This window comes from Microbacterium sp. SGAir0570, assembly GCF_005491085.2.
Taxonomy (GTDB): Bacteria; Actinomycetota; Actinomycetes; order Actinomycetales; family Microbacteriaceae; genus Microbacterium; species Microbacterium arborescens.
In genome coordinates, this window is record NZ_CP027929.1 from 2,910,051 (window position 1) to 2,923,372 (window position 13,322).

Genomic DNA, 13,322 nt, shown 5'->3' on the forward strand with positions numbered 1-13,322 from the left:
GGGGCCGAACGGCCCGCGTCGTCGGGCGACCGATGCCAGCGTAAGAGCGACGGCTCGCCGACTGGGGCGCGGGTCGCGATTCGCTCTCGATGAGGATCCATGAAGAGAAGACATCCCTCCCTCGCCGCGGCCTCGGCCGCCCTGATCGCAGCGACGCTCGTCGTCGCCGGTATAGCGCTCCCGGCGCATGCCGACGAACCGGCCGGAGGCGTTGATCCGGCGGGGCCGACCGCGGCAGCCGAAATCGAGGTGGCAGGTGCCGAGGTGGTGGCTGAGGCGCTGGTTGCGGACCCGGAAGCCGCGGAGCCGGTTGGGGAACCGGATGCCGCGGAGCGCGTCACCGCCGAAGCATCCGCATCCGCACCCGCACCCGCACCGGAGTCCGCTGAGCCCGCGGCAGCCAGTGCGGTGCCCGGCTACGTGAATGACGACGGGTCCGGCGCTGGCCACGATGACGACGACAGTGTCGCCGATCTGCCGCCGCAGACGGGAGTCACGATCAGCATCCGGGTCGATGGCGCAGAGATCGGCGTCGGCCCGATCGGCGAGCGCGGACCGATCGAGCGATACGAGCTCATCGTCCGTCCCATGGACGGCGGCGAGCCGATCACGCGCACCTCGACGACCCGGACCGTCTTCATCCTGACCGGGCTGAAGCCGGGCACGTACGAGATTGAGGCGAGCCTGCACAACAGTCACGGCTCGACGGGCGCCCGCGACATTCGGTTCGCGGTGCCGGAGGTTCCCGGCGAGCCGACGGTGACGATCCGTGACAGTAGCCCCACGGCGCTGCTCGGCGAGATCTGGGCGGCCCCGCTGCAGAACCCGTTCCCGGAGGGGGTCTGGCCGTTCTATCTGCCCACCACCTACACCGCGACCCTCACGGGCGGCGGCCGCACCGAAACGCGCGAGGTCGACGACGTGCAGGGTCTCGGACGCTTCGGGTTCACCGGCCTCGAGCCCTCGACGACATACACGCTGACGGTCGTCGCCCGGAACGCCGCGGGGCAGAGCGCGCCCGTCTCGGTGCAGGCATCCACGAGTCCCGTCACCGGACCGGCCGCGCCCGATCCCGACGCGCTGACCGGCGATAACCGCGGCGGGGTCGTCGTGAACGGCGCATCCGTCCCCGGCACCACGGTGACGGCGAACGTCGGACGCGAGCTGGCGGGTATGGCGGTCCACGGGTGGCTGTTCTCCGAGCCGCGATATCTGGGCGTGGCCACGGTCACGGCAGACGGCATCGCGACGTTCGCCCTTCCCGCCGACATCCCCACGGGCGCCCACCGCCTCGCACTCACCGCGGACGACGGCAGCACGCTCGGCTGGAGCCCTGTCGAGGTGCGCGCCGCTGAGGTGACCACTCCGCCCGCGACCGGTGGCCCGGGTGGGCCTGGCGCTGGGGCCGGAGCGGGTGCCGGGTCTGGGTCTGGCGCTGGGGTTGACGGGTCTGGGGCTGGGGTTGACGGGTCTGCGTCGGAGGGCCGAGACGGCGCGAGCTCGGCTGCGGGTTCTGTCGCGTCGGCGGCGAAGACGCGCGCTCTGGCATCGACCGGCGGTGCGGCGCCGTGGGAGCTCGCTGTGTGGGCTGCGGCGCTTCTCGCGGCCGGCGGGCTGGTGATCGCGAGACGACGAGTCGTCGACTGACGCTCATCGAGAGAACGATGTGCGGGGCACCGACCATGGGGGGCGGTGCCCCGCACATGCTTTCACTGCGCCCTTTCGCTTCGCCCGCATCTCGCTGCGTGCGCCGTCCGACAGAGGCCGCCGATTCCTCCACAATTCGACAACGAGAAAGTTCTCCACCGATGTACGGATATTCGATGTTAATGTCCGACCCCCTGGGCAGAATGGGAACATGGCATCGAACGGCGACAACTCATACGATCCGCAGGCCGGCTCGTCGGCGTCGCCATACGCCGGTGTCGTCGACCGGGTCTCCGAAGCAGACGAACTGCTTCACGCGGCCCACATCGCGATGACGCGCGCTCTCGCCGAGGCGGGGCGCAGCGCCCTCCGGCAGGCAGCGCGCTCGCGAACGCGGCCGCGCGGTATGGGCTCCGACATGGAGATGCGCTCGATCGCCGCCGAGGTCGCCGGGGTGCGACGCTCGCACGACCGCCGCGCGCAGATCGAGATCGACCACGCACTGACCATCATCGACGACTACCCCGCTGTCTTCGAGGCGTGGGAGCACCAGCGCATCACGCGCGACCATGTCGATGCGGTCGTCCGGATGGGATGCGGCCTCGCCGACGACATCCGCGACGACTACGCGCTGCAGGCGATCTCGATCTGCGAGCGTGACATCGCGTCACGGGTGCGCGAGGCGCTCCGCAACCTGGCTGCCCGGATGGGATCCGAGTCCTTCGCCGAGCGGCACCGCACGGCAACGGCGAAGCGACGCGTCTGGGTGACCCACGGCACCGACGGCATGTCCGAGCTCGGCGCCACCCTGCCGACCGTCATCGCCGCAGGCATCCACGACCGCCTCACCGCCATGGCTCAGTCCGTCAAGGATGCGCGCGCCACCGACGGGTCTCCACCTGCGGATGCTGCGCCGGGAGATGCCGTTGCGGGTGATGGTGCCGCGGGTGCGGAGTCTGCGGATGCCGCGGCGCCCGACGTTCGCACGATGGATCAGCTGCGCGCCGACATCCTCGGCGACCTGCTGCTCGGCGGCGCTCCGGCCGTCGACGCCACCTCTGGCAGCGACGCCGCGGGGCCGCTGGGTGCGATCCGGGCGCAGGTACAGGTGACGCTGACCTCTGAGACGGTGACCGGCGCCGACGAGGCCCCCGCCGAACTGGTAGGCGCCGCGCTCATCGACGCCGACACCGCCCGCAAGCTCGCCGGCCGGGCGAGAATCTGGAACCGGCTCTTCATCGATCCCATCACCCGCACACGGGTCGAGGTCGACACCTACCGACCCACCGCGGCGATGAGCAGACTGCTCAAGGCGAGAGATCAGCACTGCCGGTTCCCCGGATGCCGGAGGGCGGCGATCCGCTGCGAGCTCGACCACACCATCGACTACGCCCTCGGCGGGCACACCCACATCTTCAACCTCGCCCACCTGTGCCAAAGACACCATTCGATGAAGCAATTCACGAAATGGGAAGTCAGACAGATCGGCGGCGGGGTTCTCGAATGGACCTCACCCCTCGGCCGGATCTACCGAGAAGACGTGCCGGTTCCGTCCGTGTGCTTCGTTCCCGATCCCGCCGGTCCGCCACCCGGGGCAGGCAGGGACGAGCCACCGCCCTTCTGACCCGGGCTCTTCACAAACTCGCCGGCGCCGCTCGGCGCGGCCGTCTATGCGATCCGGAGGCGCTCCGCTTCAGCAAGCACGACGGGATCCTCGCATCCGCGCGCGAAGCCGGCGATCCGACGGTCGATGTCGCGCTGCAGGATGACGCTGCCGATGCGCTCCGCGAGCGGCGCGAGCCACGCGGGGCGGCAGGCGAAGTTGTAGCGCCACACGGCCAACGAACGCGATGGGTCGCCCTCGACCGGACTGAACCGCCACCCGCCGCCCATACGCGCGAAGAACCACGAACCTTTCGTCATCTTCATCCCGACGTTCGACGGCGGGTTGTACGAGACGTACTCGCTCTCCATTGCCAGCCCGAAGCGCTGCACCGTGTACGTGCGGACGCCCTTCGCGGGCCGTTCCGCCCCGATCAGGTGCTGTCGCCGGATGAATGGATCCCACCGCTTGCGCACCGCGCCCTGCGTCTGCGACACCGCGAACGCGACGTCGGCGGGCACAGGCACGACGCAACGCGACTCGACGACCGGCACTCTCCCACCGTGGCACGGTCCGGCGCGCATACTGATAGAGCAGCACCACCGTCCCGCCCCTGAATCAACGGAGAATCATGCGCAGCGTCCCCCTCGGTCGGAGCAACATCCAGGTCCCCAACGTCGTCGCGGGCATGATGAGGATCGAGGAGCTCGCCGACGACGACATCCGAGCCCTCTACGACCGCTGCCGCGAGGTCGGTGTCGACTTCTTCGACCACGCCGACCTCTATGGCTCCTCGCGCCACGCGTGCGAGCGGCGCTTCACCGAAGCGCTCAAGCTCACGGCATCCGAGCGCGACGAGATCACGTTGCAGACCAAGACCGGCATCGTCGCCGACGACTGGCACTTCGACCACTCGTACGAGCACATCGTGACCTCCGCCGAGGAGTCGCTCGAAGCGCTCGGCACCGACCGCATCGACGTGCTGCTGCTCCATCGTCCCGACGCTCTCGTCGAACCCGACGAAGTCGCCCGCGCGTTCGACCACCTCGAGTCATCGGGCAAGGTGCGCGCCTTCGGCGTCTCGAATCACACGCCCCGTCAGATCGACCTGTTGAAGACGGCGGTGACCCAGCCGCTCGTCGCGAACCAGGTGCAGCTGTCGATCACCCACTCGACGATCATCGCCCAAGGGCTTGCGTCGAACATGGCCGGCGAAGACGACTCGATCACCCGTGACGGCGGCGGACTCGTCGACTACTCGCGTATCAACGGCATCACGCTCCAGGCGTGGTCGCCGTTCCAGAAGGGCTTCTTCGACGGCGTCATCTTCGGCGCTGAGGAGTACCCCGTGCTCAACGCCAAGCTCGACGAACTGGCCGCCAAGTACGGCGTCACCCCGACCGCCATCGCGACCGCATGGATCACCCGCCACCCCGCCGGGATGCAGGTCGTGCTCGGCACGACGAATCCTCAGCGCGTCGCGGATGCCGCCGAGGGCAGCGACATCCCCCTGACGCGGGGCGAGTGGTACGGACTCATCCAAGCCGCCGGGCACAAGGTGCCCTGAGCCCGGGGAGCCCTGCCTACTCGCAGCCGATGCCGTCGCCGTCGCGGTCGAGGTGCCGCCCGTAACCGGGGTCACCCGCCCGGACGGGGGCGGCACCTGCATTCCGGGCCGCCGTGCAGTTGTCGTAGTACACGGATGCCGGCGCCTGCGCGGCGGGCGCCTGAGCAACAGGCGCCTGAGCAACGGGTGCCTGCACCGTCCGGGCCGACAGCTGACCCTCGAGATCCGCGATCCGCGCGGCGCGGGCGTCGAGCTCGGTCTGCGACGCCGTCGCCGCGGTCTGCATCTCGGTCACCTGGTCGGTGGCGGTCTTGAGCGACGCAGTCGCCGTGGCGAGGTCCCCGAGCGCTCGGTGGAGATCCGCGCGGGCCTCGGTCAGCGCGGTGTCGTTCTCGACGGCCACGGTCTCGGCGTCGGCGACGTCCGTCTCAAGCGAGGACACCTGATCCTTCAGCGACGTCACCTCGGACTGGGCTCCGGCGCCGCCGGCCCCGCCGCCGAGTAGCAGTCCGGCGACCAGCGCGGATGCCGACGTGATCAGCGCCGCCTTGCGCGACATCGGACGCGCCAGGAACGTCGGCTTGCTGTCGGTACGCAGGCTGGATTCGGACATGTACTTCTCCCCCATCGCCGCGCCCCCGCGCAGCCCCGCCGTCATCATCGCGGGCCGAGCGTCACTGCACCACGGCCGCTCGCCCGAGCGTCGCAATGCGGATCGGCGGCGTCGCGTTACGCTCCGGTCAGGTCCCGCAGAACGTCTGGTAGCCGGCCGCGAAGTCCGGACCTGCGGGCTGAGCGTACCGCTCCGCGCCCGGGCGCGCTGTGAACGGCGTCGACAGGACCGTCGTCAGCCAGCCGAGCGGCTCGAGGTCCCCGGAGGTCGCCGCGGCGAGCGCCTCCTCGACGAGGTGGTTCCGCGGCACGTAGATCGGATTCGCGGCATCCATCACGTGGGCGTCGGGATCGTGGGCCCGCCACCGGCCCAACCAGCCGGCCAGCGCCGCGTCCCCGCCGAGCGCCGCCTCGAGACCGGCGGCGTCGCCTCGCGCGGCATCCGCCAGCGACCGGAACGTCGAGGTGTAGTCCGCGCGCTTCCGCTCGAGCATCTCGTGGAAGTCGCCGGCGAGCGCCTCGACGTGCTCATCGGAGATTCGCGCTTCGGCGAGGCCGAGCTTGCGCCGCATGCCGGCGGCCCGTGCCTGGGCGAACCGGGGCCGGAACTCCGCCAGCACGCCCTGCGCCAGCTCGACCGCGCGTTCGAGCTCGTCGTCGAACAGCGGCAGCATCGCCTCGGCGAGCCGGGCGAGGTTCCACTCCGCGATGTACGGCTGGTTGCCGTACGCGTAGCGCCCGCCGGTGTCGATCGAGCTGTAGACGGTCGCCGGGTCGTACGCGTCGAGGAACGCGCACGGACCGTAGTCGATCGTCTCGCCCGAGAGGGTCATGTTGTCGGTGTTCATCACGCCGTGGATGAAGCCGACCAGCATCCATCGGGCCACGAGGTCGGCCTGTGCTCGAACGACCGCGCGGAACAGCCCCAGCGCGGCGATCTCCTCGCCCGCCGCCTCGGGGTGGTGCCGCGCGATCGCATAGTCGACGACGGAACGCAGCACCGCGATGTCGCCGGTCCCCCGCGCGAACTCGACGCTGCCCACGCGCAGATGACTCGATGCGGTCCGCACCAGCACGGCGCCCGGGAGCGCCGTCTCGCGCTGCACCTCGCGCCCGGTCGCGACGACGGCGAGCGAGCGGGTCGTCGGGATGCCGAGGGCGTGCATGGCCTCGCTCATGACGTACTCGCGCAGCATCGGGCCGACGGCGGCGAGCCCGTCACCCGCGCGCGCGAAGGGCGTCGGCCCGGAACCCTTGAGGTGCATATCGCGGAACGAGCCGTCGGGTGCGGTCAGCTCGCCGAGCAGCAGCGCCCGGCCGTCACCCAGGCGGGGCGAGAACCCCCCGAACTGGTGACCGGCATACGCCTGTGCGACCGGCTGCGCACCGTCGGGCAGCGCGGCGCCCACGAGGAGGTCGACCCCCGCGGGGCTGCGCAGGAACCCGGCATCCAGTCCGAGCTCGCCGGCGAGCCCCTCGTTGAGCACGAGCAGCCGCGGTTCCGGCGCCGGGTCGGCCGACCACGGCCGCGCGAGCGCGGGCAACGCGTCGGCGAAGTCGTGCGACAGCGTGAGCGTGACGGGATGCATGCACCGAGGCTACGCGCGCTGCGACGACCGAGGGCCGCGCTGCGACACCGTCGTTCACGGGAGCGGTTTACACATCCGTCATGCGTTCTTGATAGGAATGTGTGGCGGTCCGCTCGGGGCCGCGGAGAGCGAGCACCATGCGTCTGTCGGTCATCGGTTGCGGTTACCTCGGAGCGGTCCACGCCGCGGCGATGGCATCGATCGGGCACGAGGTCGTCGGGATCGACGTCGACGAGCGCAAGATCGCCTCCCTCTCGAACGGAGAGGCACCGTTCTTCGAGCCCGGTCTGCAGGAGATCCTGAGCGAGGGTCTCGCGTCGGGCCGGCTCCGCTTCTCGACCGACATGGCGGATGCCGCCGGCGCCGCCGTCCACTTCATCGGCGTCGGCACCCCGCAGCAGAAGGACGGCTACGCCGCCGACCTCACCTACGTCAACGCCGCCGTCGACGCGCTCATCCCGCACCTCGCCGAGGGCGACATCGTCGCGGGCAAGTCGACGGTCCCCGTCGGCACCGCCGCCACGCTCGCCGAGCGCGTGACCCCCACCGGTGCCACGCTCGTCTGGAACCCGGAGTTCCTGCGCGAGGGCTGGGCGGTGCAGGACACCGTCGACCCCGACCGTCTCGTCGCGGGGGTCCCCACCGGCGCCGAGGGCGAGCGCGCCGCCGACATCCTGCGCGAGGTGTACCACCCCTCGGTCGCCAAGAACACGCCGTTCATCGTCACCGACCTCGCCACCGCCGAGCTCGTCAAGGTCGCCGCCAACGCCTTCCTCGCGACGAAGATCAGCTTCATCAACGCCATGGCCGAGATCGCCGAGGTCACCGGCGCCGACGTCACGACGCTCGCCGACGCGATCGGGCACGACGCCCGTATCGGCCGCCGCTTCCTCGGAGCGGGCATCGGCTTCGGCGGCGGCTGCCTGCCGAAGGACATCCGCGCCTTCTCGGCCCGCGCCGAGGAGCTCGGCCGTGGCGAGTCCGTCGCGTTCCTCCGCGAGATCGACGCCATCAACATGCGCCGGCGCGATCGCGCCGTCGACCTCGTGGTCGACGCCTTCGGCGGATCGGTGTTCAAGAAGAACATCACCGTCCTCGGCGCCGCCTTCAAGCCGCACAGCGATGACACCCGCGACTCCCCTGCCCTCGACGTCGCCGTCCGGCTGCACGGCCTCGGGGCGTGGGTCACCGTGACCGACCCCGAAGCGATCGAGAACGCCCGCCGCATCCACCCGCAGCTCAACTACGTCGAGGACCGCGACGAGGCGCTGCGCGCCGCCGACGCCGTCATCGTCGTCACCGAGTGGGATGAGTACCGCCGTCAGCTCGACCCGGCCCACGCCGCGACCCTCACCTCCGGCCGGCTCATCGTCGACGGCCGCAACTGCCTCGACGCCGCCGCCTGGCGTGCAGCCGGCTGGGACTACCGGGGTATGGGGCGCCCCTGATCCGACGTCGCACGGCCCGATGTTCCCGGGACGCCCAGCAGTCGCCACCCGTTGCGTCGCGGGTTCTCGACGCGGATGTCGGAGTCGCGCAGCTCCGTCGGCGAGGGCAGGTTCTCGATACGGAGCGCACGGCGAAACGCATCGATGCTGTGGAAGCCGGCCCGGCTGGCTACCTCGGCGACCGTGAGCGCGCGGTCGCGGTCGGCTCGCAGCAGCTGCACCGCGAGGTCCAGTCGGAGCCGCCGCAGCTCGCCCGAGGGCGATGTCGCGTGCGCCTGGAAGGCGCGCTGCAGGTGCCGCATCGACACCGCCAGGTGCGCCGCGATCGACTCGGGCGTGACGGACGGGTCGGCGCGGGTCGCCGCCATCATCGATGAGGCCTGCGAGAACAGCGACATCGGTATCCGTGAGCGCACCCATTCCCGGGCCGCGCGCTCGGCGAACAGGCTGTCGATCATGTGCTCCGCCGCGCAGGCGAGAGAATGCTGCGTCGCCGCGTCGACGCCCGCGTCGGTGTCGAGGAGCGACTCGAGGTAGCGTCGCGTGGGTTCGACGAGATGCGTGTCCGGGAGGACCCTCGCCGGTTCCTCCCGGGCTGACACGTTCACGACGAGGAGGGTGATCTCCTCCTCCCACCACGCCATGTGCGGCACGCGCGTCGACAGGAAGATCGCTTCGCCCGTCTCGAGCCGCCGCGCAGGCTCGGTGATCGGAGCCCGACTCATCAACGCGCCGCCGTCCGAGGGGAACACGACGAGCGCTGATTCCTCTCGCAGCGGCGAAAGCGTGACCGCCCCCGGGCCCAGCTGCACGCGACGCAGTTCGATGTGAGCCACGCGCACACCCTGGGTCGAGATGACGTCGAGTCGTCGCGGACCTCGCGACCAGCTATCGGATGCACCGTCCCCAGCGATGAGATCACGCACGGCTGCCCCCTCCCGTTCTCCTCATTGTCACCACCCCCGCGGTGCACTCCCCGGCGACCGGGCGACGCGTGTCGCACGACGTCACGCAATTGTCGCTGAGCGCCACCCCGCAGCTGCTCCATCGAGCGCACTCGCCCCCGGGGCGGGGAGTCGCGTCTGACGCCTAGCGACCGATGTGTGACGGATGCCGCCGGATTCCGTCATTCTCGTCACCGCTCCATCGCGTAAGCGCAACGCTTCGGGCAGACCCGATGCACGTTCACCAGGAGGACACCATGTCGCTGACCGACGGCCCTGCCGACAACGCTCCCGAAATCACCCCCGCGCCCGACGCCGGCGTGAACCGCCGGACGCTCATGAAGGGTGTCGCGTGGGCTGCCCCCGTCATCGCCCTCAGCGTCGCCGCGCCGCTCGCATCCGCCTCCGTCCAGAACGCGGGACTCGCGTGGACCGACGATGAGACGGGTCTGCTGAGCCTGCGGGTGCTCGACGGCGCCAGTGCCGTCCAGGCCGGTGCGCTCATCACCGTGCCCACCCAGTTCACGATCACCAACGGGGCCGGAGCCATCGACGACACCGCGACGATCACGATCGTCGTCGGTCGCCCCTCAGGGCTCAATCTGCCCGTCGGCCGCGCCCGTGGGTTCGGCGTCGCCACGCTGGGGGGCACCGATGTCGCAGCGCAGAACGCGGTCAGCTAAAACACACTGCTCGGGGCGCGCGTGGGCTTCCCGGTGACCACCCTCGTCACGACCCGTGCCGTGTCCGTGCCCTCGAACGGGACGCTGAGCATCCCCGTCGAGTTCGGCCTGTCCGGATCCAACTCCGGAATCGCGGTGAGCGCGCTTGCAACCTTCCCGGTCACGCTGACGGTGGCCTTCGCGAGCGGCCCCACGTACCAGGCTCAGACGTCGATCAGCGTTCCGCTGGGCGCCGGCATCCTGTGACCACGAGCACGCGGGCACGCCGCGGACACGATGGACACACGTCGTGGTGGCGTCGAGAGTACGGCGGACTTCCCGGCTGGGGGCTGGCCGTCATGCTCACCGCCATCGCGAGCACCCTCCTGTTCTCCTTCGCGATCATCCTCGACTTGTAACCCGCCCGACATCCGATCAGGCCCGAACCGGGCGTACCGTTGCCGCCATGAAGCGATCACGGCGTTCCGATTACGGCAGCCAGTCCTGGTGGACCCGCGACTACGGCGGACTTCCGGGCTGGGCCATCGTCGTCGTCGTGGTCGTCATCGTGGCTCTGGGAGTGTTCGTCACGACGCTTCTCCTGACGCCGCGGTGACGGCCGTGACCGCATGAGAGGGCGCGATGTCGCCCCAGCACTGCCTGGCGAGGCGATCGTGTCGCTCAGACGCTGATCGGCTCTCGGATCTGTCGCAGGGACGCTGATCGGAAGGCGCGGGCTGTCGGGATAATGAGCCCCACCACCGACCCGAGAGACACATGCCCCCACATCAGACAGCGCTGAACCTCGCTCTTCGCAGCGGCGTCGACCTCGGTCATGCGTGGGTGCAGGAACTCGCCGACGGCCTCGGTGTCCGCGTGCTCTTCCTCAAGGGGCCGACGCTGTCGCGACAGGGACTGCGCGCCGAACGCACGTCCTCCGACGTCGACGTCCTCGTCGAGCCGGTCGGTTTCGATCGGCTCTGCGCCGAGATCGTCGCGCGCGGATGGCAGGAGCGCCCGGCACCGCTCATCGGACGGCTCACGAGCGTCCATTCGCGCACGTTCCTCCACCCCTACTGGCCGTGCGACCTCGACGTGCACCGCCACTACCCGGGCATGCTCGTCGACCCCGGTGCCGCATTCGACGCCCTCTGGGCCGAGCACGAGACCAGCGTGTTCGCTCAGCGCTCCTGCACCGTGCCTTCGCGCCTGTCCAACATCGTCATTCTCGCGCTCCACTCCCTGCGCGGCACTCGACGACAGGCTCGTCACGCCGCCGAACTCGATGCTCTTGTGAACGTCGTCCTGACACCCGCTGAACGGGCGCACCTGCCCGGACTCGCGTCGAGGACCGGAACGACAGTGACGCTGGCTGAGGTGTTCCGGCGCATGGGCGTGGTCGTGTCCGTCGATCCTCACGAGCGTGAGTCGGCTGCAGCGCGTCGGTGGCGCGAGCGAGTCGCTTCGGGATCGTTCGGATCGTACTTCTGGTTTGCGGCTCTGCGCGACGCTCGCGGCCTGGACCGAGCCGTCATCGCCTCGCGCGCGATCTGGCCGAACCGCTCCGATCTCCTCCTGAGCCGGCCCGAGACCGTCGACACGACAGTCGGGCGCGCCGTGGCGCGCCTGCGGCGCTGGGGTCGCGGAGTCCGCTCCGTGCCGCGAGCACTGGGGGCCATGACGCTGAACACTCGAAACACGAGCATCGAGCCGGGGGGACCACGGTGGAACTGAGAGATTATCTGCGGATCCTGCGGGCGCACTGGATCGCGCTGTCGTTGTGCCTCATCCTCGGCGTCGTCGTCGCGTTCGCCTGGACGCTGATCCAGCCCAAGGTCTACACCGCCGATGCGAGCGGCTATGTGACGCCGGTCAAAGCCGAGGGGCAGAACGACAGCAGCTCGGAGTACGTCAGCGACAACCTCGCGAAGTCGAAGGTCAAGTCCTACGTCGACGTCGGCACCTGGCGCGCCGTCGGCGAGCATGCTCGTGAAGAGCTCGGCCTGGATGTGAGCCCGGAGAGCCTCGTTCGCCGCGTCTCGGTCTCGAACCCGCTCGACACCGTCGTCATCAAGGTAGACGCAACGGGGCCGACCCCGGAGGCGGCGCGCGACCTCGCGGGGGCTTGGATCCGCGGCATGCAGATCGAGATCGAGAACATCGAGTCCGGCGGCACGGGTGTGAACCCGGGCATCACGCTCGTCACCGCCGACTCGGCGCGTCTTCCCACCACCCCCAGCTCCCCGAACGTCCGCCTCGCTTTGGCCATCGGTGGCCTCGTAGGCCTCGTCGTGGGCATCGGTTACGCTCTGCTGCGATTCACGCTGGATCGCCGCATCCGCTCCGCCGAGGGCGTCGAGCGGGAGACGGGGCTCAACGTCGTCGGCGCGATCCCCGAGGAGAAGTCCTTCACCGCCGAGAACCGGCTGATCCCGTTCGACGGAGCGAACACGTCGTCGAGCAGGAACGTGCACCTGTACGCGGTCTCCGAGGCGGTGCGCGAGCTGCGCACCAACATCCAATTCATGGACGTCGACAATCCGCCCCGCATCCTGGTCGTCACCAGCCCCCTGCCCGGTGAGGGCAAGTCGACGACGGCCGCGAACCTCGCCATCACGCTCTCGGCCAGCGGGCAGCGGGTCGTCCTGATCGACGGCGACCTGCGCCGGCCGATGGTCGCGACGATCTTCCACCTCATCGGCGACGCCGGCCTGACCGACATCCTGGCGGGCCGTGCCACGTTCGACGACGTCGCGCAGCCGGTCGGCCGGTCGGGCTCGCTGCGGGTCGTGGCTGCCGGCAAGATCCCGCCGAATCCCAGCGAGATCTTGGGATCACAGCGCATGCGCGACCTCATGGAGACCCTCAGTCGCGACGCCGTGGTCATCGTCGACGCACCGCCGCTGATCCCGGTGACGGATGCCGCGGTCCTCACCAACCGCACCGACGGGGCGATCATCGTCACCACCGTGGGCCGCACCACCTTCGACGCGTTGAAGAAGGCGCAGCAGAATCTCGAGCGCGCCGGCGGCCGTGCTCTCGGTGTCGTCCTGAACCGTGTGCCGCGCAAGGGCAGCGGCGCGGCGTACTACGGCTACCAGTACACCGGCGCCTACTACCGCACCGAGGATGCCGACACCGTGCCGGATCTGGCTCCGACGCCGGCGACCGCAGCGGTTTCACGTGTCGTCACGGTCGGCGGGCAGGTCCTGCCCGATGGGCGGCGAGCACGCCGCGCCCGGCGCTGAAC

General features: G+C 70.2%; 14 protein-coding genes. 10 read left to right on the forward strand and 4 right to left on the reverse strand.

Translation table 11 applies throughout. The features are described from left to right. Positions 1-99 precede the first annotated feature (99 nt). The gene (locus tag C1N74_RS13695; protein WP_137750740.1) at positions 100-1,647 is read left to right on the forward strand and encodes a fibronectin type III domain-containing protein; all 1,548 of its coding nucleotides are present in this window, start codon (positions 100-102) and stop codon (positions 1,645-1,647) included. A 211-nt stretch (positions 1,648-1,858) separates the two neighbouring features. Continuing rightward, entirely contained in the window at positions 1,859-3,271 is a 1,413-nt protein-coding gene (locus C1N74_RS13700) for an HNH endonuclease signature motif containing protein (RefSeq protein ID WP_258317929.1), read from the forward strand. A gap of 44 nt (positions 3,272-3,315) precedes the next feature. Here the strand turns inward: C1N74_RS13700 and C1N74_RS13705 are convergent, their stop codons facing one another. Further along, entirely contained in the window at positions 3,316-3,804 is a 489-nt protein-coding gene (locus C1N74_RS13705; protein WP_023954159.1) for an SRPBCC family protein, read from the reverse strand. A gap of 77 nt (positions 3,805-3,881) precedes the next feature. Here C1N74_RS13705 and C1N74_RS13710 point away from each other — a divergent pair, with 77 nt between their 5' ends. Then, positions 3,882-4,817 carry an aldo/keto reductase family oxidoreductase gene (locus C1N74_RS13710; RefSeq protein ID WP_137750741.1) on the forward strand — a complete coding sequence of 312 codons (936 nt, stop codon included), beginning with the start codon at positions 3,882-3,884 and terminating at the stop codon, positions 4,815-4,817. 16 nt (positions 4,818-4,833) lie between these two features. On the opposite strand, the gene C1N74_RS16690 is transcribed toward C1N74_RS13710, so the two are convergent. Both C1N74_RS16690 and C1N74_RS13720 read right to left on the reverse strand, forming a co-directional pair. Then, positions 4,834-5,430, reverse strand: a complete 597-nt coding sequence (locus C1N74_RS16690; protein ID WP_258317930.1) for an excalibur calcium-binding domain-containing protein — start codon at positions 5,428-5,430, stop codon at positions 4,834-4,836. A gap of 127 nt (positions 5,431-5,557) precedes the next feature. After that, on the reverse strand, positions 5,558-7,018 hold the full coding sequence (locus C1N74_RS13720) for a YdiU family protein (protein ID WP_137750742.1): 1,461 nt from the start codon (positions 7,016-7,018) through the stop codon (positions 5,558-5,560). Positions 7,019-7,155: 137 nt separating this feature from the next. Between C1N74_RS13720 and C1N74_RS13725 the strand changes: the two genes are divergently transcribed. Further along, positions 7,156-8,466, forward strand: coding sequence for a UDP-glucose/GDP-mannose dehydrogenase family protein (locus C1N74_RS13725; protein WP_064955439.1), 1,311 nt, complete (start codon positions 7,156-7,158; stop codon positions 8,464-8,466). Here the strand turns inward: C1N74_RS13725 and C1N74_RS13730 are convergent. Next, positions 8,442-9,302: a helix-turn-helix transcriptional regulator gene (locus tag C1N74_RS13730; protein WP_137750743.1), complete on the reverse strand. Its 861-nt coding sequence runs from the start codon at positions 9,300-9,302 to the stop codon at positions 8,442-8,444. The genes C1N74_RS13725 and C1N74_RS13730 overlap by 25 nt on opposite strands. 365 nt (positions 9,303-9,667) lie before the next feature. Here C1N74_RS13730 and C1N74_RS13735 point away from each other — a divergent pair, with 365 nt between their 5' ends. The 6 genes from C1N74_RS13735 to C1N74_RS13750 all read left to right on the forward strand — a co-directional run bounded on the left by C1N74_RS13735 (position 9,668) and on the right by C1N74_RS13750 (position 13,320). Next, a complete protein-coding gene (locus C1N74_RS13735) occupies positions 9,668-10,093 on the forward strand; it encodes a hypothetical protein (RefSeq protein WP_137750744.1) in 426 nt (141 codons plus the stop codon). 33 nt (positions 10,094-10,126) lie between these two features. Next, positions 10,127-10,339 carry a hypothetical protein gene (locus tag C1N74_RS13740; RefSeq protein WP_137750745.1) on the forward strand — a complete coding sequence of 71 codons (213 nt, stop codon included), beginning with the start codon at positions 10,127-10,129 and terminating at the stop codon, positions 10,337-10,339. Beyond that, a complete protein-coding gene (locus C1N74_RS16445) occupies positions 10,336-10,491 on the forward strand; it encodes a hypothetical protein (protein WP_181405545.1) in 156 nt (51 codons plus the stop codon). Before C1N74_RS13740 ends, C1N74_RS16445 begins: the two co-directional genes overlap by 4 nt. A gap of 47 nt (positions 10,492-10,538) precedes the next feature. Next, entirely contained in the window at positions 10,539-10,688 is a 150-nt protein-coding gene (locus C1N74_RS16450) for a hypothetical protein (RefSeq protein WP_023954151.1), read from the forward strand. 161 nt (positions 10,689-10,849) lie between these two features. Beyond that, a complete protein-coding gene (locus tag C1N74_RS13745) occupies positions 10,850-11,806 on the forward strand; it encodes a nucleotidyltransferase family protein (RefSeq protein ID WP_137750746.1) in 957 nt (318 codons plus the stop codon). Further along, positions 11,797-13,320 carry a polysaccharide biosynthesis tyrosine autokinase gene (locus C1N74_RS13750; protein WP_064955443.1) on the forward strand — a complete coding sequence of 508 codons (1,524 nt, stop codon included), beginning with the start codon at positions 11,797-11,799 and terminating at the stop codon, positions 13,318-13,320. Before C1N74_RS13745 ends, C1N74_RS13750 begins: the two co-directional genes overlap by 10 nt. Positions 13,321-13,322: the final 2 nt, after the last annotated feature.

What these genes read in the sequence shown, in the direction of transcription:
- C1N74_RS13695 (WP_137750740.1), top strand. Translation starts at nt 100, where the DNA reads ATGAAGAGAAGACATCCCTCCCTCGCCGCGGCCTCGGCCGCCCTGATC.
- C1N74_RS13700 (WP_258317929.1), top strand. Translation starts at nt 1,859, where the DNA reads ATGGCATCGAACGGCGACAACTCATACGATCCGCAGGCCGGCTCGTCG.
- C1N74_RS13710 (WP_137750741.1), top strand. Translation starts at nt 3,882, where the DNA reads ATGCGCAGCGTCCCCCTCGGTCGGAGCAACATCCAGGTCCCCAACGTC.
- C1N74_RS16690 (WP_258317930.1), bottom strand. Translation starts at nt 5,430, where the DNA reads ATGTCCGAATCCAGCCTGCGTACCGACAGCAAGCCGACGTTCCTGGCG.
- C1N74_RS13720 (WP_137750742.1), bottom strand. Translation starts at nt 7,018, where the DNA reads ATGCATCCCGTCACGCTCACGCTGTCGCACGACTTCGCCGACGCGTTG.
- C1N74_RS13725 (WP_064955439.1), top strand. Translation starts at nt 7,156, where the DNA reads ATGCGTCTGTCGGTCATCGGTTGCGGTTACCTCGGAGCGGTCCACGCC.
- C1N74_RS13735 (WP_137750744.1), top strand. Translation starts at nt 9,668, where the DNA reads ATGTCGCTGACCGACGGCCCTGCCGACAACGCTCCCGAAATCACCCCC.
- C1N74_RS16450 (WP_023954151.1), top strand. Translation starts at nt 10,539, where the DNA reads ATGAAGCGATCACGGCGTTCCGATTACGGCAGCCAGTCCTGGTGGACC.
- C1N74_RS13745 (WP_137750746.1), top strand. Translation starts at nt 10,850, where the DNA reads ATGCCCCCACATCAGACAGCGCTGAACCTCGCTCTTCGCAGCGGCGTC.